The following is a 17520-nucleotide window of genomic DNA, read 5'->3' on the forward strand; positions in this document are numbered from 1 at the left end:
CTGAGCGGAATCTGAAAGGCTGAGGTGGTGAGGGGCGACGCGTGTATGAATATCTCGCGCGACCCTCCTGGCGCGATACCCGCCTGCAAGAGCGTAGTGAGGGGCCGCACAGCGGCCCTACTTGAATTTAGCCATTACGCACTGCGGTACGCGCATGATGCTTGCTGCGTACAAACTGGTAGGTCACCGCCAGCAGCACAAACCAGATCGGCGTCACCACCAGCGCCGAGCGGGTGTCGGCTTCCAGGCTCAGCAGCACCAGAATGCCGGCGAAGAACGCCAGGCACACGTAGCACATGAAGCGCCCGCCGGGCATCTTGTAGTTCGAGGCTTGATGCAGCGACGCGCGGTTTTTGCGGTAGCTCAGGTACGACAGCAGGATCAGCGTCCAGACGAACATGAACAGCACCGCCGACACCGTGGTCACCAGGGTGAAGGCTTCGACCACATCAGGCACCAGGTAGATCAGCACCGCGCCCAGCAGCAGGCAGGTGCAGGAGAAGTACAGGCCGTTGGCCGGCACCGAGCGGCGCGAGAGTTTCTCGAACGCTTTGGGGGCATCGCCTTCCTGGGCCAGGCCGAACAGCATGCGGCTGGTGGAGAACACGCCGCTGTTGGCCGAGGACGCCGCCGAGGTGAGCACCACGAAGTTGATGATGCTGGCCGCTGCCGGCAGGCCGGCCAGCACGAACAGCTCGACGAACGGGCTCTTGCCCGGCACCACGTCGCGCCACGGCGTTACCGCCATGATTGCCAGCAAGGCCAGCACATAGAACACGATGATGCGGATCGGGATCGAGTTGATCGCCCGGGGCAGGGTGCGCTCCGGGTCCTTGGCTTCAGCGGCGGTGGTGCCCACCAGCTCGATGCCGACAAAGGCGAACACCGCAATCTGGAAGCCGGCGAAGAAGCCCATCATGCCGTGCGGGAACATGCCGTCGTCGTTCCACAGGTTGGCCACGCTCGCGGTGGCGCCGCCCGGCGACTGGAAGCCGGTGATGACCATGTACAGGCCGGTAACCACCAGGCCCAGAATGGCGACGATCTTGATCAGCGCGAACCAGAACTCCAGTTCGCCGAACATCTTCACCGTCACCAGGTTCAGCGACAGCAGCACCGCCACGCAGGTGAGCGCGGGTATCCACTGCGGCATGTCGGGGAACCAGAACTGCGAGTAGGCGGCGATTGCCACCACATCGGCGATACCGGTCACCACCCAGCAGAACCAGTAGGTCCAGCCGGTGAAATAGCCAGCCCAGGGGCCGAGCAGGTCGGCGGAGAAGTCGATGAACGACTTGTAGTTGAGGTTCGACAGCAGCAGTTCGCCCATGGCGCGCATGACGAAGAACAGCATGAAGCCGATGATCATGTAGACGAAGATGATCGACGGGCCGGCCAGGCTGATGGTCTTGCCCGAGCCCATGAACAGGCCGGTACCGATGGCGCCGCCGATGGCGATGAGCTGGATATGGCGGTTGGTCAGATTGCGTTGCAGGTGCTGGTCGCCAGCCTGCGGTGAAGAGGGTTGGGTCATTGGCTGCATTCCATTGAGTGTCAGTCTTCTTGTACGAGCTAGCCGATAAGGCTAACACGCCCGTTCCAGATAGGGGCGTGACAGATCGACACTGGTTTTTGGGGTGTAGGAGCGGCCTTGTGTCGCGAAGGGCTGCGAAGCGGCCCCGGGATCTGAGCAGCACGCACAATCGCTGGGGCCGCTGCGCGCCCCATCGCGGCACAAGGCCGCTCCTACAAGGGGAAGTGCTCAGGCGTTGGCAATCGCCCGGCGCCGCACAACCAGGCTGTCGGCCACCCACATCACCAGCATCGACACCCCCACCAGCGGGAACAGCACACCCAGCACCAGCATCACCGCAACGGCAGTCTTCCAGCGCGGCAGGTCATGGCGCAGCGGCGGTACGCCCAAACCGCCCTGGGGCCTACGCTTCCACCACATCACCAGCCCGCTCACCGAACCCAGCAGGATCATCAGGCACACCAGCAGGATGATGACCTGGTTCAGCGGGCCGAACAGCTTGCCCTCGTGCAGCATCACGCCAAGCTCGGTGGCCCGTGCCACCGGGCTGTAATGCTGCCAGCGCACATCGGCCAGCACCTTGCCGGTGTATTGGTCGACATGCAGGGTGGCATCGTTGCGCGGGTCGTCGGCGAACACGGCAATGGTGAACACCCCATCGGCACTGGTCGGCAGGGTGATGCTATAGCCGGGCTCGACCTGGCCACGGGTTGCCACATCCTCGACCTGCTGCAGGGTCACCTGAGGCGCTGCCGGGCCTTGGTCCATCACATGGTGGCCAGCGTGCTCGGCATGGGCGCCGGAGGCCGGCATCGGGGTGTTTTCCACCGCCCACGGCACGGTCTGGCGGTGGGCGTTGTTGAGGTCGCGCGCCGCTTTGTCAGACTTGGGCACGGCATTCCACATGGCCGCCGGAAAGCGGTTCCACAAATCGGCGTACTGCTTGCCCCACAGGCCAGTCCAGGTCATGCCGCTGAGCAGCATCAACAGCAACAGCGCCGAGCCCCAGAACCCGGTAACGGCGTGCAGGTCGCGCCACAGCACGCGCCCGCGGGCGCTGAAACGTGGCCACAGCACACCTGCGCGGCTTCGCCCGCGCGGCCACCACAGGTACAGCCCCGACACCACCAGCACGATGCCCCAGCCCGCGGCCAGCTCCACCAGCCGGTCGCCGACGGTGCCGACCATCAGCTCGCCGTGCAGGGCGCGGGCGATGGCTTGCAGGTTCTGCTTGCCGTCCTGCTCGCCCAGCAACCGTGCGCTGTAGGGGTCGATGAAGACGTTGAGCTCGCGGCCTGCGTCATGCACCACGAACTGCGCGCTGCGCTCGGCGTTGACCGGTGGCAGGTACTGGCCGATATGCGCCTGTGGATAGGTTTGCTGCACCCTGGCCATCAGGGTGTCGGCGCTTTGCCGGTGCTCGCCGGCGTCGACCACCATTAGCTCGCGGTACAGCAGCGGGTCGAGCTGCGGCTTGAACAGGTAGATGATCCCGGTGAGCGCCAGCAGGATCATGAACGGTGCAACGAACAGCCCTGCGTAGAAGTGCCAGCGCCAGGCCAGGTTGTAGAACGATACCGCTGGTTTGCTCATGGAGCCTCCCGTGTTGCCAGCAGGGCGCGGTCAGGCCCGCGCCCCTTATTGTTGTCAGAAGCTGATGTCGACTTTGGTCCAGAAGGTCCGGCCAGGTTCGTTGACCGCGCGCGGGTCATCCGCCGGGTAACCGAACCCGGCGTTGCCGGCAAGGTTCAGGTGCTCGGCGTAGGCTTTGTCGAACAGGTTGTCGACGCCGGCGCTGAGCTTGAGGTTGCGGTTGACCTTGTACGCGCCGTTCAGCGAGAACACGCCGAAACCACCGCTCTTCTGGTAGTCCTTGCCGACCACGTTGCCCTGGTTTTCAGCGATGCGGTTTTGCGCCGAGACCAGCCGCCACAGGCTGCCGACGCTCCAGTCGTCGCGGCTGTAGGTCAGGCCCAGGCGGCTTTCCAGCGGTGGCATCTGCGGCAGCGCCTTGCCGTCGCTGCTGTTCTTGCCCCAGGCGTAGGCCAGGGTAGCATCGGCCTTCCAGTGCTCGGTGAGCTTGTAGCCTGCGCCCAGTTCGCCGCCCATGATACGCGCGTCGACGTTTTGTGCCTGGGTGCTGCTCATGCCCATCATGCCGGTGCGGTAGTCGAACAGGATGTAGTCGCGGATCTGCCCGACATACCCCGAGGCCCAGGCGTCCAGCCGTTCACCCTGGTACTGGATACCGAAGTCCAGCTGGGTGGTTTTCTCCGGCTTGATGCTGTCGAAGGCATTGGCCGAGCCTGCCGGGCCTTGGTCGGGGGAGAACAGCTCCCAGTAGTCAGGGAAGCGCTGGGCGTGGCCGAGGCCGATGTAGGTGGTGGCCGAAAGCGCCGCCAGATCATGCTCGTAGCGCACGAAGCCGCTGGGCAGGGTGTCGGCGCGGGTGTTGCCTGAGGTGGCGCTGTCGCTACGGAAGTCCTTGGCCGAGGAGCGGTCCAGACGGGCCCCGGTGATCAGCCGGTCAGCGCCGGTGGCGTACCAGGTGAGCTCGCTGAAGGCGCCGTAATTGTGGAAGTCGGCGTCCTTCTCCCAGGCTTTGTCCTTGTAGGTGTCGACGCCCATGGCGCTGCGTGCGCGGTGCTCGTTGGTCTGCGCGTCGATGCCGCTGATCAGCTGCACGTCGGCCCAGCGCCAGGTGGCCTTGATGCGTGCGCCCAGGGTGCGGCGGTCGACGGCCGCGGCCATGGGCCCGGCCATCATGCCGGTGCCCGAGGGCGTACGCAGGCTGTAGTTGTCCATCACATGGTCGGCGTAGTTGTAGTAGACCTGCGCCTCGACCTTGTCGAGCACCTCGCCGAGGTTGGACTTTTCAAAGCGCAGGCCAAGGCTTTCGCGCTTGAACTGAGCACCATCCATGCCGCGCCCGGCATAGCGCGACTCGCCATCGCCCTTGCCTGCGGTCAGCTCCAGCAGGGTGTCGGCGTCTGGCGTCCAGCCGAGGCTGACGTCGCCGTTCCACTTGTCCCAGCGTGACGGCACGGTGTCGCCGTTGCCATCTTCGTAGTCGTCCGAGCGTGACTGGTTGCCGACGAAGCGCACATAACCCAGGCGGTTGCCGGCCGCAGCGTCGAGCACCTTGTCGAAACGGCCGTTGGAGCCGGCCATCAGGCTGGCATTGACCCGGCTGCCGAGGGCGCCGAACTGCTCCGGCTCACGCTCGAACAGTACCGTGCCGGCCGAGCCGCCGGGGCCCCAGATCACGCTTTGCGGGCCTTTGATCACGGTGAGGCGGTCGTAGGTTTCCGGCGAGATGTACGAGGTCGGCGCGTCCATCCGGTTGGGGCAGGCGCCGAGCATCAGGCCGCCGTTGGTGAGGATATTCAGGCGCGAGCCGAACATGCCGCGCAGCACCGGGTCGCCGTTGGTGCCGCCGGCGCGGATCGCCGAAAAGCCGGGGATGGTCTTGAGGTAGTCGGCGCCGTCGCTGGCGGGCACCGGCTGGCGTGGGTCCTTGGGGTTGGTGACCACGGTCAGCGGCGAGCTGGGGGCGATGGCGGTGATGACCGTCGGGCTTAGCTCGGGGGCGTCGTGCTGGTGGCCCTCATGGCCGGTTTCGACGGCCAGGGCCAGGGGCGCGAGCAATGTGCCGCACAGCACGGCGATGCTGCCGCGCAGCGAAAGAGTGGGTGCAAAAGTACAGCTGGACATAGTGATTCCAGTCGATCAGGCAGATAAAAGCGCGAAGCCTTCGTGGCTACGTGCGTTTTGAGGTGTTGTCAGGCGCTGGTCGAATGGGGTGGGGCGCGGCTGCGCGCGCCGGGAAAGATAGCCTGCCGGGCGTGGCCCTGGCGCGTCGCGACTAACAGTGGGGTATGGGCAGGGGCGCTGCTCAGGCTCAGCGGGCTCAGGGTTTGCGGCAGGGTGGGGCAGTTGAACAGCAGGCTGCAGTAACCGCACTTTTCCCACATCACATGCAGCTGGCCATCGTTGCCGCGGCCCTGGTGATGGGCCTCGCCGTGGCCGTGCTGCATCGGCATGTCCATCGGCATGGACATGGACATGCCGGCGTGGTGCTCCATCGGCATCGACTGGGAAACCAGCGGGCCGATGAAGATCATCCACATGGCGAACAGGCTCAGCCAGCCGCCACCGACGCGCCTGCGGTCAGGGCGGGTGCTGCGGGCGGAGCTGTTGCGCGGCAGGCTCACGATGAGCGCCAGGGCTTGGGTCAGTGCGCGTGCTGGGTGCTGGGTTGCTCAGCGGGCGGTTGCTGCTGCACGGCGACCTGCACGGTGATGTCACCGGCTTTCTCGAAGTGCAGGGTCAGGGGGAAGCGCTTGCCGTCGGTCAGCAGGCTGCGGTCCTTGGGCTGCATGATCATCACGTGGTAGGCGCTGGGGGCGAAGGTGACATCCTTGCCTGCGGGCACAACGACTGATGGCACCTGTTGCATTTTCATGGCGCCTGCGGCGGTCATGCTGTGCTCGTGCAGTTGCGCGTCGTTGCTGATGGGGGTGTCTACCGACAGCAGGCGATCATCGCTTTTGCCGTTGTTGTGCACCACGAAGTAGGCCGCGACATTGGGCGCATTGGGCGGCAGTGCCAGCGACCAGGGGTGGGCAATGTGCAGGTCGCCGACGCTGTATTCATGGGCATTGGCGAACGCGCCGGGCAGCATGAGGGCGGCCAGGACAAGGGCTTGCTTGAGCATGTGGATTCTCCGATCGGTTGAGGTTCAGGCAGAACGCGTGAAGGTCTCAGGCCAGCGGAGAGGCACGGGGGTTGAGCGCAGGCCAGAGCTGGCGCGGCGTCGGTTGGTAGTCGGCAAGTGCCGGGGCGTGGCCTGTGGCCGGCAGCGGCGGGGTGTGCAATTGCGCAGCATGGCCCGGCAGGGCCAGCAAAGGCGCCGCGCCCGAGCAGCACCAGCAGTTCATCATGCTGGCGCTGTCGTCGCTTTGCGAGCCGAGGTCGATCTTGGCCAGGGCCTGCACATCGACCTTGCTCTTGTTCGCCATGCTCGAACAGAAAGCCCCCCACAGCAGCTGCTCGGCCGGGCCTTTGGGCGCGGCCGCAGACAGCGGCATGGCCAGCAGGTTGAACAGCACTGCGAAGCAGGCTATCCAGGCGATGTGCCAACGTGGGGGCATGGAGAGATCCGGTCAGGAATCGTGGCGGCTATTGTACGGCGGAGTATAGGTAAAAACCCCGGGGTGCGGTGAAGTGCCGCAGTTGAACCCTCACGCGCACAACGCTTGCAAACGCACCGCTATTGGCCATGGAGCCAGGCAAGCCTGTACCGGCCTCGCCCAGCCCCTATATCGATGCCGTTTACGCGGTCACTGTAGGAGCGGCCTTGTGCCGCGATGGGCTGCGAAGCAGCCCCAGCGATTCTGCAGGGTGCTCAGATCCTGGGGCTGCTTCGCAGCCCTTTCGCGACACAAGGCCGCTCCTACACAATCTAAAGCGACTTGCCTGAAACCATCGAGTCTCCCAGACTCAATCAGGCCTTGCCGCGGCCCATCAAGCCGCGCACGGTTTCCTGCAGGTCAGCAGGCAATACCACAACCTTGGCGTTGTCGCTGCTGGCCAGACTCTCCATGGCACCGATATAACGCTCACCCAGCAGGTACATGGCCGGCACGGTCTCGCTGCCTACCGCATCCTTGACCAACGAGATGGCGCGCGCCGAAGCTTGCGCCAGGCTGATCTGCGCCTCGGCATCGAGCCGTGCCGACTGCAGGCGTGCTTCAGCTTCCAGAACGGCGGCCTGCTTGGCGCCTTCGGCACGGGTCACTTCCGCTTTACGTTCACGCTCGGCGGCGGCCTGGCGTTCCATGGCCACCTGCATGCTTGGCGATGGCTTGATGTCCTGGATTTCAACCGAGCGCACAGTCACGCCCCAGTCTTCGGTCTGCTCGGACATTGCCTCGCGCAGGCGTGCCTTGATCTGCTCGCGGCTCGACAGCGCTTCATCGAGTTCCATGGCGCCGACGATTGCGCGCAGCGAGGTCATGGTCAGGCTGGTAACGGCGAACGAGAAGTTCTGCACCCCGTAAGAGGCCTTCTGCGGGTCGATCACCTTGGCAAAGCACAGGGCGTTGGCGACGATCACCGCGTTGTCCTTGGTGATGATTTCCTGTTGCTGCACATCCAGGATGATGTCCTTGGTCGGCAGGCGGTAGGCCACAACGTCCATGTACGGGATGACGATGTTCAGGCCTGGCTTGAGGGTGCTGTGGTAGCGGCCCAGGCGCTCGACGATCCACTCCTCGCCTTGGGGCACGATGCGTACGCCTTTGAAGACGGTGATCAAGACGAAAGCGGCGAGGGTGCCGACGATGATAAGGGTGTTCATGTATGCAACTTCCTGTCAGTACGGGGTTCAGGCGGGGGTAACGCGGGCAGTATTGCCTTCTACGGCGGCCAGGCGCACGCGCTGGCCGGCGGCTATGTCGCTATCGGCGACACAAATCCATTCTTCGTTGCCAAGTATCGGTTTCTGGAAACGCACGCGGCCTTTCTGGAACGGCGAGACACTGGCAGTCAGCAGGCCGACTTCGCCAATCACGCTGTCGGCGGTCCAGCGCACATCCGGCTTTTTGCGGAACACCTTGAACCACACCACGGTGGTGATCGAGGAGAACACGATCCACAGCAAACCCTGCATATCCAGTTGCAGGCTTGGGGCGAGCAGAGCGACCAGCGACACCAGCACGGCACCGATGCCGAACCAGAGAATGAAGAACGTGGGCAGGACCAGTTCCAGCAAGATCAGGGCTACGCCGAAGACGAGCCAGATCCACCATTGCATTTCCATATGGGTGGGCCTTCCAGTTGAGGGGCGCTGAGTTTACGCCAAGAGCAAGGCCCTAGGCCATCAGGCTTGTCTTACGAGGTTGCGCGGCTTGCCAGCGCGGGCAGTTAGAGCCAGTCCTCCACACGCAGGCCCGGCACGCGCTGAAATTCGCGCAGGTTATTTGTGACCAGAACAAGACCGAGCGCCCTGGCATGGCCGGCGATCATCTGGTCATAGGGGCCAATGGGTGTTCCTGCCTTTGCCAGTTCGGCGCGCAGTTGTGCCGTGTGTGCGGCCCCCGATTGGTCATAGTCGAGGACCTCCAACCGTGCCGCAAAGCCTTCAACCACCGCAAGATTGCGTGCTGGCGCGGCGGACTTTTCGGCGCCGTAGACCAGCTCCATCAGCGTCACTGTGCTTATGGCCAGTTGCCCATGGTGGCGGTTGAAAGCATCGCGAACCTGCTGGGGTTTGCTCTTGATGGTGTAAATGCAGATATTGGTGTCAAGCATGTACTTGAGCATCAGAACCCTTCTCGCTCCTGATCGGCAGGTTGATCGCGGCTGGCCATGTAGTCTGCAGTGACGTCGTCACCCTCGAACCAGCTGTCCCACGCTTCGCCTGCAGGCGAGATGACACGGGTGCGCCCAATGGCGATGATATCCACGCGGGTCACGTTATCGGGTAGGGCGAGCGCCTTTGGCATGCGGATGGCCTGGCTACGGTTGCTTTTGAAGATTGCACCTTGCTCCATGATCGGTCTCCGTTAAAGCGCAAAAGTATGTCCGAAGTTTATGATACGGGCTGGATATGTCAATGGGATATACCGCCACCCTTCAGCCTTGGACTTACTCCAAGGCCCTTATCAATGCCGCTGGCTCATCAAAGGCACGCTCCACCTCCGGCAGCTGCGGCCGCTTGAGAATCAGCACCGGCACGCCGCGCTCACGCGCCACTTCAAGCTTGGGTTCTGTCGCCGTGCTGCCACTGTTCTTGCTGATCAGCACGTCCACCTGGCGGCGTTCGAAGAGCGCGCGTTCGCCCTCGAGGGTGAACGGGCCGCGGGCGCCGATCACCTCGCAACGGGCGTTGCCGGGGCAGGCTTCGAGGGCGCGCAGGGTCCAGAACTGCTGCGGCGGGATTTCGTCCAGGTGCTGCAACGGCTCGCGCCCCAGCGTGAACAGCGGCCGGCGGAAGGGCGCCAGGGCTTCGATCAGGCCGGCCCAGTCGTCAACCTCTCGCCAGTCATCGCCCGGCTGCGGCTGCCATGCCGGGCGGTGCAGCGCCCAACAGGCAACGCCGGCGCTGCGCGCAGCCAGGGCGGCGTTGGCGCTGATCTGCGCGGCATAAGGGTGGGTGGCATCGATCAGCAGCTCGATATGCTGCTCGCGCAGAAAGTGCGCCAGGCCTTCGGCACCGCCGTAGCCGCCGACTCGTACCTGGCAGGTGAGGTCCTGCGGCACGCGGCCAACGCCGGCCAGGCTGTAGATGTGCTGGGGCCCCAGCGTGCGAGCGATGGCCAGCGCTTCGGTCACCCCACCGAGCAACAGGATGCGCCCGCTCATGCCACGCCCGCCGTGCCGACAATGCCGCCCTGGCGGTCGATGGCGAATACCTCCACCTGCACCTGCGCTGGCACCACGCTGCGGGCAAAGGCCAGGGCGTGGCGGCAGACTTCATCGCCCAGGGCGATGCCCGCTGCGTGCGCCAAGGCCAACGCCTGCTGGCTGGTATTGGCGCCGATGATCGCCTGTTGCAGCGCCGCATCGGCACCGATGGCGGCAGCCCAGCCGGCCAATTGCGGCAGGTCGATGCTGGAATGGCGGCTGTGCAGGTCCATGTGGCCTGCGGCCAGTTTGCTGACTTTGCCGAAGCCGCCGCACAGGCTCAGGCGCGCTACCGGCACCTTGCGCACGTGCTTGAGCACGGCGCCGACAAAATCGCCCATCTCGATCAGGGCGATTTCCGGTAGGCCGTAGACACGGCGCATGGTGTCCTCGCTGGCGTTGCCGGTGCAGGCGGCGATATGGCTGTAGCCGTTGGTGTGGGCCACATCGATGCCTTGGTGAATCGAGGCAATGTAGGCGGCGCAAGAGAACGGCCGGACGATGCCGCTGGTGCCCAGAATCGACAGCCCGCCGAGAATACCCAAGCGCGGGTTCATGGTTTTCAGCGCCAGCGCTTCGCCGTCGCGCACGTTCACCGTGACCTCGAAGCCGCCGCTGTAGCTACAGTCGCAGGCCAGTTGTTGCAGGTGCTCGGTGATCATCCGCCGTGGCACCGGGTTGATCGCAGGCTCCCCCACCCCCAGCACCAGCCCCGGCCGGGTTACGGTGCCAACGCCGACGCCAGCCACAAAGCGCACGCCGGGTTCGGCCAGCAGCCGCACCTGGCTGTACAGCAAGGCGCCATGGGTAACGTCGGGGTCATCGCCGGCATCCTTGAGGGTGCCGGCTTCGGCGTGCTCGCCGGCCAGGCGGCAGAACTCCAGGCGCATCTGCACCACCTTGCCCTTGGGCAGGGTGATGGCGACCGCGTCGTGCTGCTGGCCGGTCAGCAGCAGGCGTGCAGCCGCGAGGCTGGTGGCGGTGGCGCAACTGCCGGTGGTCAGGCCGCTGCGCAGGGGCGCGGGCTGTTCGCGGGTTTCTTCACGCATCGAAGGGTTTTACCACCTCGAGCAGGGTGATCGGCAAGGCCTGGCGCCAGGTGTCGAAGGCGCCCAGCGGCTGGGTGTGGGCGATGTGGATGCGGGTCAGCTCACCGCCGTGGGCATCGCGAAACTGAGCAAGCACCCCCTCGCTCTGCAAGGTGACGGCGTTGGCCACCAGCCGGCCACCCGGGCGCAGGCGCTCCCAGCACAGGCCGAGCACGCCTTCGCGGGTAACGCCGCCGCCAATGAACACGGCATCGGGTTGCTCCAGCGCCTCCAGGGCCTGTGGCGCCTTGCCGCGAATCAGTTGCAGGCCCGGTACGCCAAGGGCATCGCGGTTGTGCTCGATAAACCCCTGGCGGCCTTCGTCGGCCTCGATGGCCAGGGTGCGGCAACTGGGGTGGGCGCGCATCCACTCGATGCCAATCGAGCCGCAGCCTGCGCCGACGTCCCACAGCACCTCGCCGGGCTGCGGCGCCAGGCGTGCCAGGGTGATGGCGCGGACATCGCGCTTGGTCAGTTGCCCGTCATGCCGGAAGGCGCTGTCCGGCAGGCCGGCGACACGCGGCAGGCGCAATGCATTGGGCGCGGCCAGGCAGTCGATGGCGACCAGATTGAGCGCGGCGATATCGCCGTGCGGCCAGTCCTCGGCGGTGCCCGCCAACTGGCGTTCAGCGGCGCCGCCCAGATGCTCGAACACCTGCAACCGGCTCGGGCCGAAACCCCGCTCGCACAGCAGCGCGGCGATGGCAGCGGGGCTGTGTTCGTCGTTGCTCAGCAGCAAAAGGCGCAGGCCGCTGAACAAATGGCCGTTGAGTACCGCCAGCGGGCGCGCCACCAGCGATACCACCTGCACATCCTGCAATGCCCAGCCCAGGCGGGCGGCGGCAAGCGCACATGAGGACGGCATCGGCAGCACCTGCATGGCAGCAGCGGGCACGTGCCGGGCAAGGCTTGCGCCCACGCCGTAGAACATCGGGTCGCCGCTGGCCAGCACGCACACCGGCTCACCCTGCAAGGCCAGCACCGGTTCGAGGGAGAACGGGCGCGGCCATGGCAGGCGTTCGCCGCCGATGCAGCGTGGCAGCAGGGCCAACTGGCGAGGGCTGCCGAAAACCCGTGTGGCCGCCAGCAAGGCGCGCCGGGCCTGCTTGCCCAAGCCGCTGAAACCGTCTTCGCCGATGCCTATTACTGTCAGCCAGGGGGCCATCTGTTCCTCGTCATGGGGTGTGCATCGGGCCGCCGCAGGGGCAGGTTTTCACGATGCGTCGACCACCGGCTTTTCATGCCGCCGGACAAAGCAGGCATAATACCGCGCCTTCTATACTCAAGCGCGTTTTCACGATTGCCGGATGCCCCTTTGAAGCAAGCCCAGCCCACTGATCGTTCGCCTCGCCCCTCGGCCTGCCCGGGGTTGTGGCGCATCGTCGCAGCGCGTGATGGCGGCATCTGCCGCATCAAACTGGCCGGCGGGCTGCTTCTGGCCGAGCAAGCCGAAGCGGTAGCCCTGGCCGCCGAGCGCTACGCCGGGGGCGTGATCGAGGCAACCAACCGTGCCAACCTGCAAATCCGCGGCATCGGCGCTGATCACGCAGGGCTGATCGAGCACCTGCTGGCGGCAGGCCTGGGCCCGCGTGATGCCGCTGGCGACGATGTGCGCAACCTGATGCTCAGCCCGCTGGCCGGGCTCGATGCGGGCATGCTGTACGACACCCAGCCATTGGCCGGGCAGATTCTGCACCTGCTCGAAACCACCCCGCGCCTGCATCAGTTGTCGGCCAAGTTCGCCGTCCAGCTCGACGGGGGTGAGCACCTGGCAATGCTCGAGCACCCCCATGACCTGTGGTTGTCGGCCATTCGCCAAGGCGCGCAAACCTGGCTGTGCTTTGGCCTTGCCGGCTGCCCGGCGCATGGCCCGGCGCTGGGCATGGTGCCGGCAGAGCAGGGCCTGGCGTTGGTGCGTGCGGTGCTTGAGCGTTTTCTTGACCTGGCGACCCCGGAGCAAGCCCGCATGCGCCAGTTGCTGGCCGATTACCCGGTGGCGCGTTTTCTCCAAGGGCTGTCTGTGCGCTTCAGTGACGCCCCTGCCGGCTGGCGGCGCACGACGGCCCACAGCCCATGGCTGGGCGTATTGGCGCAGCACCCAGGCACCGCGCTGGGCGTGGCCCCGCCCTTGGGCCGGTTGACCCCCGCCATGCTGCGCGCCCTGGCCGCGATTGCCCGCCAGTGGGGCGATGGCAGCCTGCGCCTGACCCCGTGGCAGAGTGTGATTATCCCTTCGCTGGCGCCGCGTCAGGCCGACCAGGCCGTGCAGGCGCTGGCCGCGCAGGGCATGCTCTGCGCGACAGACCACCCGCTGGCGCAGGTGACCGCCTGCACCGGCGCCAGCGGCTGCGCCAAGGGCTTGGCCGACACCAAGGCCGATGCCGTGACCCTGGCCGCCCAGCTGCGCCTGGGCACTCCGGGCGCTGTGCACCTGTCGGCCTGCCCGCGCTCCTGCGCTGCGGCCCACGTCGCCCCGGCGACCCTGCTGGCCCGAAGCCCGGGCCGCTATGACCTCTATTTGCGCGATGCGCGCGTGCCAGGCTTCGGCAGGCTGCGCGCATCCGACCTTACCCCAGAAGAAGCAGGCGCCATGCTCGACCTGCCGACGGAGCATTTTGATGATTGACTACATCCGCGACGGTCAGGAGATCTATCGCAATTCCTTCCGCATCATCCGCGAAGAAGCTCGCCTGGAACGGATCCCCGCCGACCTCGAAAAACTCGCCGTGCGCGTAATACATGCCTGCGGCATGGTCGAGGCCATCGACGGTTTACAGTTCTCCGAAGGTGCGGGCAGCGCCGGGCGTGAAGCCCTGGCCAAAGGCGCGCCGATCCTTTGCGATGCGCACATGGTCGCCGAAGGCATCACCCGCGCCCGCCTGCCGGCCAGCAACCCGGTCATCTGCACCCTGCGCGACCCCAGCGTGCCGGGCCTGGCCAAGGACGCCGGTAACACCCGTTCGGCGGTGGCCCTCGAGCTGTGGCGCCCGCACCTTGAAGGCAGCGTGGTGGTGATCGGCAACGCCCCGACCGCGCTGTTCTACCTGCTCGAAATGCTCGACGCCGGCGCGCCGAAGCCTGCCTTGATTCTCGGCTTCCCGGTTGGCTTCGTCGGCGCCGCCGAATCCAAGGCGATGCTCGCTGCCGACAGCCGTGGTGTGCCGTTCGTGATCATGCAAGGCCGCCTGGGCGGCAGCGCGATGGCGGCCGCCGCCGTCAACGCCCTGGCCACGGAGGTGGAGTGATGCACGCACGCGGACGACTGCTGGGGCTAGGTGTAGGCCCAGGCGACCCGGAGCTGATCACGGTCAAGGCCCTGCGCCTGCTGCGCGAAGCTCCGGTGGTTGCGTACTTCGTGGCCAAGGGCAAGCGTGGCAACGCCTTCGGCATCATCGAGGCGCACCTGGTGCCTGAGCAGACCCAACTGGCGCTGGTGTACCCGGTGACCACCGAAGCGCTGCCGGCGCCGCTGTCCTACGAGCAGGTCATCAGCGACTTCTATGACGAAGCCAGCGTGCAGGTGGCCGAACACCTCGATGCCGGGCGCGATGTGGCGGTGATCTGCGAGGGTGACCCGTTCTTCTACGGCTCGTACATGTACCTGCACGACCGCCTGGCCTCACGCTACGAGGCCCAGGTCATTCCAGGGGTGTGCTCGATGCTCGGCGGCGCCTCGGTACTGGGCGCGCCGCTGGTGTACCGCAACCAGACCCTGACCGTGCTTTCCGGCGTGCTGGGGCACGAGGAGCTCAAACGCCGCCTGGCCGATGCCGATGCGGCGGTCATCATGAAACTTGGGCGCAACTTCCCCAAGGTGCGCCAGGTGCTGGTCGAGCTGGGTCTGCATGAGCGTGCGCTGTATGTAGAGCGCGCGACCATGGCCAACCAGAAGATCGTGCCGCTGGATGAGGTCGACCCACAGTCCTCGCCTTACTTCTCGCTGATCATCGTGCCGGGTGAAAAATGGCAGGGATGAACAGCGCACCGGCAATCGTGATTCTTGGCCCGGGCAGCCTGGCCACCGCACAACGCATCCAGCAGTGTTATCCACAGGCGCAGATCCATGGCCTGCAAGGCCGGGTAGAGCAGGCCGACCTTTACTACAGCGCCTTTGGCGACACCTTGCGTGGCTTGTACCAGCAGGGCACGCCGATCATTGCCCTGTGCGCCGCCGGTATCGTCATCCGTACCCTGGCGCCGCTGCTCGACGAGAAAGGCAGCGAGCCGCCGGTGCTGGTAGTTGCCGAAGATGGCAGCGCCGTGGTGCCTTTGCTGGGAGGGCTCGGCGGGGTGAACCTGATGGCGCGGGACATTGCCCAGGCGTTGGGCGTGGTCGCCGCCATTACCACCAGCGGCGAGCTGCGCTTTGGCACTTGCCTGCTGAACCCGCCTGAAGGCTATGCACTTGCCGATATCGAGCAGGGCAAGCGTTTTGTTTCCGACCTGCTGGCCGGTGAAAGCGTACGCGTTGAAGGCAGTGCGCCTTGGCTGGACCAGGCGCAACTGCCGGCCAGCGAGCAGGCGCTGCGTACCATTCATGTCGGCAGCGCGCTGCGCCCGGCCAGCCGTGACGAACTGTTGATCCATGCGCGCTGCGTCGTAGTAGCGCTGCCGGGGGCCGCTACCGGGCTGGCGCAACAGGTGCGCGACAGCCTGCACGCCGCGGGTATCGCCGAGGCGGCGCTGGCCTGCCTGCTGGCAAGCGAGGACGATATGGCCGAGCCCGCCCTGCATGAGGCGGCCCACGCGCTCAACGTGCCACTGCGCTTTGCCGGGCCCGCTGCCACCGCGCAGCAGCTGCTTGCGGCTGCTCTGCCGGGCGCGCGCATCGAGTCTGCTGCGGGGTTGGCGCTGGCTATCGCTGAAGCGCCGGTTGCGGTGCAGCAACTGGGCCGCCCACGCGGGCGTCTGGCAGTGATCGGCCTGGGCCCAGGAGCTGCCGAACTGATGGTGCCAGCGGTCAAGGCTGAGCTTGCGCGGGCGCAGGACATCCTTGGCTATGAAACCTACGTGCGCATGGCTGGCCCGTTCCGCGACGACCAGGTGCAGCACTGCACCGATAACCGCGAAGAAATGCAGCGTGCCCGGCACGCCTTCGAACTGGCCGCCCAAGGGCGCTCGGTGGTGGTGGTGTCGTCGGGTGACCCGGGTGTGTTCGCCATGGCCGCGGCAGTGCTCGAAGCGCTGCACGCATCCAGCGACCCCGCCTGGCAGCGGGTTGACCTGGAGATCCTGCCGGGGGTGTCGGCGTCGCTGGCCACCGCCGCACAGGCGGGTGCGCCGCTGGGGCATGACTTCTGCGTGATGTCGCTGTCGGACAACCTCAAGCCTTGGTCGATCATCGAGAAGCGCCTGGACCTGGCGGCGCAGGCCGACCTGGTGCTGGCGTTCTACAACCCGATATCAAAATCCAGGCCGCACCAGCTGGGTGTGGCACTGGATATCGTGCGCCGCCACCGCGACGGGCAGACGCCTGTGGTGCTGGGGCGTGATATCGGCAGGCCGGGGCAGACGCTGAAAGTGGTCAGCCTGGCCGAGTTGCAGCCGCAGATGGTGGATATGCGCACCATGGTGCTGGTGGGGTCGTCGACCACCTGCCGCTTCGACCGCGCAGATGGCCGTGAATGGGTCTATACCCCGCGCTGGTACTGACATGCCGGGCTAGTTCACCAGATAGCCTTTGATGCCGGTAAAGATGATCTGTGCGGCCAGGGCGCAGACGAACAGCCCCATCAGGCGGCTGACGATCTGCAAACCCTGGTCGCCCAGAATCCGCTCGATGCGGTGCGACAGGTAAAGCACCAGCCCGACGGTGAAGCTGGCCAGGGCGATACTGACAATGGCCAGCAGCTTGTCGTCCCAGTGCGGCTGGCTCACGCCCATCACCAGCAGCGCACCGATGGTGCCGGGGCCGACGGTCAACGGGATGGTCAGCGGCACGATGGTTACGTCCTGCTGCACGTTGTCGGTCTGGATCGCCGACTTGCCTTGGGCCATGGCCAGCGCCGAGATGAACAGCACCGAGCCTGCGCCAATGCGGAAGGCGTCGGCAGTAATGCCGAACACCCCGAAAATAACCCGACCGAACAGGTACAGCAGCACGCTGGCGATCAGCGTGGCGATTGCCACCCGCCAGGCCAACTGCTTGCGTTCTTTGCTGGAGTGCCCGCGGGTCAGGCTGATGAAGCACGACAGCACGAAGAATGGGCTGTAGAGCACAAGCATCTTCAGGTAGACGCTGAACAACTCATGAAGCATGGGGATGGTCCGGCAGGTGGAAAGTGGCAACTGTATAGCATGGGCCTTGGCCGTGGGCTTGCCATGCGCACGATTTCTTGGCAATCCTGCACCGGCCTCATCGCAGGCTGTCGCGATCTGGGCAAAGTCTCAATTTTGCGAATGTGCGCAGTCTCCGTGGGAGATTCTATGGTTTTGTACAACCCTGTTTTCGCCAGACATATCTCCTTGTGGCGAGCGGGCTTGCCCCGC

At 65.7% G+C, this 17520-nt stretch carries 18 protein-coding genes; 4 read left to right on the plus strand and 14 right to left on the minus strand.

Going from position 1 to position 17520, the window contains the following annotated elements:
* Nucleotides 1-127 precede the first annotated feature (127 nt).
* From cycA to cbiE, 13 genes are all read right to left on the minus strand, one after another.
* Nucleotides 128-1534 carry a D-serine/D-alanine/glycine transporter gene (gene cycA / locus HU720_RS13980; protein WP_186520521.1) on the minus strand — a complete coding sequence of 469 codons (1407 nt, stop codon included), beginning with the start codon at nucleotides 1532-1534 and terminating at the stop codon, nucleotides 128-130.
* Nucleotides 1535-1762: 228 nt separating this feature from the next.
* Nucleotides 1763-3127: a PepSY domain-containing protein gene (locus HU720_RS13985; protein ID WP_186520522.1), complete on the minus strand. Its 1365-nt coding sequence runs from the start codon at nucleotides 3125-3127 to the stop codon at nucleotides 1763-1765.
* Between the two features lie 54 nt (nucleotides 3128-3181).
* Nucleotides 3182-5248 carry a TonB-dependent copper receptor gene (locus tag HU720_RS13990; RefSeq protein WP_186520523.1) on the minus strand — a complete coding sequence of 689 codons (2067 nt, stop codon included), beginning with the start codon at nucleotides 5246-5248 and terminating at the stop codon, nucleotides 3182-3184.
* A 68-nt stretch (nucleotides 5249-5316) separates the two neighbouring features.
* Nucleotides 5317-5748 carry a DUF2946 family protein gene (locus HU720_RS13995; RefSeq protein ID WP_186520524.1) on the minus strand — a complete coding sequence of 144 codons (432 nt, stop codon included), beginning with the start codon at nucleotides 5746-5748 and terminating at the stop codon, nucleotides 5317-5319.
* 20 nt (nucleotides 5749-5768) lie between these two features.
* Complete coding sequence (locus tag HU720_RS14000; protein ID WP_186520525.1) at nucleotides 5769-6251, minus strand: copper chaperone PCu(A)C; 483 nt, start codon at nucleotides 6249-6251, stop codon at nucleotides 5769-5771.
* 46 nt (nucleotides 6252-6297) lie between these two features.
* Nucleotides 6298-6687: a DUF2946 domain-containing protein gene (locus HU720_RS14005; protein ID WP_186520526.1), complete on the minus strand. Its 390-nt coding sequence runs from the start codon at nucleotides 6685-6687 to the stop codon at nucleotides 6298-6300.
* 353 nt (nucleotides 6688-7040) lie between these two features.
* Complete coding sequence (locus HU720_RS14010; protein WP_186520527.1) at nucleotides 7041-7895, minus strand: SPFH domain-containing protein; 855 nt, start codon at nucleotides 7893-7895, stop codon at nucleotides 7041-7043.
* Between the two features lie 27 nt (nucleotides 7896-7922).
* Nucleotides 7923-8357 carry an NfeD family protein gene (locus HU720_RS14015; RefSeq protein WP_186520528.1) on the minus strand — a complete coding sequence of 145 codons (435 nt, stop codon included), beginning with the start codon at nucleotides 8355-8357 and terminating at the stop codon, nucleotides 7923-7925.
* Between the two features lie 104 nt (nucleotides 8358-8461).
* The gene (vapC, locus tag HU720_RS14020; RefSeq protein ID WP_186520529.1) at nucleotides 8462-8860 is read right to left on the minus strand and encodes a tRNA(fMet)-specific endonuclease VapC; all 399 of its coding nucleotides are present in this window, start codon (nucleotides 8858-8860) and stop codon (nucleotides 8462-8464) included.
* Entirely contained in the window at nucleotides 8860-9090 is a 231-nt protein-coding gene (gene vapB / locus HU720_RS14025; protein WP_186520530.1) for a type II toxin-antitoxin system VapB family antitoxin, read from the minus strand. Before vapB ends, vapC begins: the two co-directional genes overlap by 1 nt.
* 94 nt (nucleotides 9091-9184) lie before the next feature.
* A complete protein-coding gene (locus HU720_RS14030; RefSeq protein ID WP_186520531.1) occupies nucleotides 9185-9901 on the minus strand; it encodes a cobalt-precorrin-6A reductase in 717 nt (238 codons plus the stop codon).
* Nucleotides 9898-10992, minus strand: a complete 1095-nt coding sequence (locus HU720_RS14035) for a cobalt-precorrin-5B (C(1))-methyltransferase (RefSeq protein WP_186520532.1) — start codon at nucleotides 10990-10992, stop codon at nucleotides 9898-9900. The genes HU720_RS14030 and HU720_RS14035 overlap by 4 nt, the downstream gene beginning before the upstream one ends.
* A complete protein-coding gene (gene cbiE, locus HU720_RS14040; RefSeq protein ID WP_186520533.1) occupies nucleotides 10985-12196 on the minus strand; it encodes a precorrin-6y C5,15-methyltransferase (decarboxylating) subunit CbiE in 1212 nt (403 codons plus the stop codon). Before cbiE ends, HU720_RS14035 begins: the two co-directional genes overlap by 8 nt.
* A 135-nt stretch (nucleotides 12197-12331) precedes the next feature.
* Between cbiE and cobG the strand changes: the two genes are divergently transcribed.
* Genes cobG through cobJ form a run of 4 tightly spaced genes read left to right on the plus strand, consistent with a single transcriptional unit; the run spans nucleotide 12332 to nucleotide 16683 of the window.
* Complete coding sequence (gene cobG, locus HU720_RS14045) at nucleotides 12332-13657, plus strand: precorrin-3B synthase (RefSeq protein WP_238337700.1); 1326 nt, start codon at nucleotides 12332-12334, stop codon at nucleotides 13655-13657.
* Complete coding sequence (locus HU720_RS14050; protein ID WP_186520535.1) at nucleotides 13650-14276, plus strand: precorrin-8X methylmutase; 627 nt, start codon at nucleotides 13650-13652, stop codon at nucleotides 14274-14276. The genes cobG and HU720_RS14050 overlap by 8 nt, the downstream gene beginning before the upstream one ends.
* A complete protein-coding gene (locus HU720_RS14055; protein WP_186520536.1) occupies nucleotides 14276-15007 on the plus strand; it encodes a precorrin-2 C(20)-methyltransferase in 732 nt (243 codons plus the stop codon). The genes HU720_RS14050 and HU720_RS14055 overlap by 1 nt, the downstream gene beginning before the upstream one ends.
* The gene (gene cobJ / locus HU720_RS14060; RefSeq protein WP_186520537.1) at nucleotides 14995-16683 is read left to right on the plus strand and encodes a precorrin-3B C(17)-methyltransferase; all 1689 of its coding nucleotides are present in this window, start codon (nucleotides 14995-14997) and stop codon (nucleotides 16681-16683) included. Before HU720_RS14055 ends, cobJ begins: the two co-directional genes overlap by 13 nt.
* 9 nt (nucleotides 16684-16692) lie before the next feature.
* Here the strand turns inward: cobJ and HU720_RS14065 are convergent, their stop codons facing one another.
* Nucleotides 16693-17289: a MarC family protein gene (locus tag HU720_RS14065; RefSeq protein ID WP_186520538.1), complete on the minus strand. Its 597-nt coding sequence runs from the start codon at nucleotides 17287-17289 to the stop codon at nucleotides 16693-16695.
* Nucleotides 17290-17520: the final 231 nt, after the last annotated feature.

This window comes from Pseudomonas sp. SWRI51, from assembly GCF_014268825.1.
In the GTDB taxonomy this organism is placed as follows: Bacteria; Pseudomonadota; Gammaproteobacteria; order Pseudomonadales; family Pseudomonadaceae; genus Aquipseudomonas; species Aquipseudomonas farsensis.

What these genes read in the sequence shown, in the direction of transcription:
- cycA (WP_186520521.1), bottom strand. Translation starts at nt 1,534, where the DNA reads ATGACCCAACCCTCTTCACCGCAGGCTGGCGACCAGCACCTGCAACGC.
- HU720_RS13985 (WP_186520522.1), bottom strand. Translation starts at nt 3,127, where the DNA reads ATGAGCAAACCAGCGGTATCGTTCTACAACCTGGCCTGGCGCTGGCAC.
- HU720_RS13990 (WP_186520523.1), bottom strand. Translation starts at nt 5,248, where the DNA reads ATGTCCAGCTGTACTTTTGCACCCACTCTTTCGCTGCGCGGCAGCATC.
- HU720_RS14000 (WP_186520525.1), bottom strand. Translation starts at nt 6,251, where the DNA reads ATGCTCAAGCAAGCCCTTGTCCTGGCCGCCCTCATGCTGCCCGGCGCG.
- HU720_RS14005 (WP_186520526.1), bottom strand. Translation starts at nt 6,687, where the DNA reads ATGCCCCCACGTTGGCACATCGCCTGGATAGCCTGCTTCGCAGTGCTG.
- HU720_RS14010 (WP_186520527.1), bottom strand. Translation starts at nt 7,895, where the DNA reads ATGAACACCCTTATCATCGTCGGCACCCTCGCCGCTTTCGTCTTGATC.
- HU720_RS14015 (WP_186520528.1), bottom strand. Translation starts at nt 8,357, where the DNA reads ATGGAAATGCAATGGTGGATCTGGCTCGTCTTCGGCGTAGCCCTGATC.
- vapC (WP_186520529.1), bottom strand. Translation starts at nt 8,860, where the DNA reads ATGCTCAAGTACATGCTTGACACCAATATCTGCATTTACACCATCAAG.
- vapB (WP_186520530.1), bottom strand. Translation starts at nt 9,090, where the DNA reads ATGGAGCAAGGTGCAATCTTCAAAAGCAACCGTAGCCAGGCCATCCGC.
- HU720_RS14030 (WP_186520531.1), bottom strand. Translation starts at nt 9,901, where the DNA reads ATGAGCGGGCGCATCCTGTTGCTCGGTGGGGTGACCGAAGCGCTGGCC.
- HU720_RS14035 (WP_186520532.1), bottom strand. Translation starts at nt 10,992, where the DNA reads ATGCGTGAAGAAACCCGCGAACAGCCCGCGCCCCTGCGCAGCGGCCTG.
- cbiE (WP_186520533.1), bottom strand. Translation starts at nt 12,196, where the DNA reads ATGGCCCCCTGGCTGACAGTAATAGGCATCGGCGAAGACGGTTTCAGC.
- HU720_RS14050 (WP_186520535.1), top strand. Translation starts at nt 13,650, where the DNA reads ATGATTGACTACATCCGCGACGGTCAGGAGATCTATCGCAATTCCTTC.
- HU720_RS14055 (WP_186520536.1), top strand. Translation starts at nt 14,276, where the DNA reads ATGCACGCACGCGGACGACTGCTGGGGCTAGGTGTAGGCCCAGGCGAC.
- cobJ (WP_186520537.1), top strand. Translation starts at nt 14,995, where the DNA reads ATGGCAGGGATGAACAGCGCACCGGCAATCGTGATTCTTGGCCCGGGC.
- HU720_RS14065 (WP_186520538.1), bottom strand. Translation starts at nt 17,289, where the DNA reads ATGCTTCATGAGTTGTTCAGCGTCTACCTGAAGATGCTTGTGCTCTAC.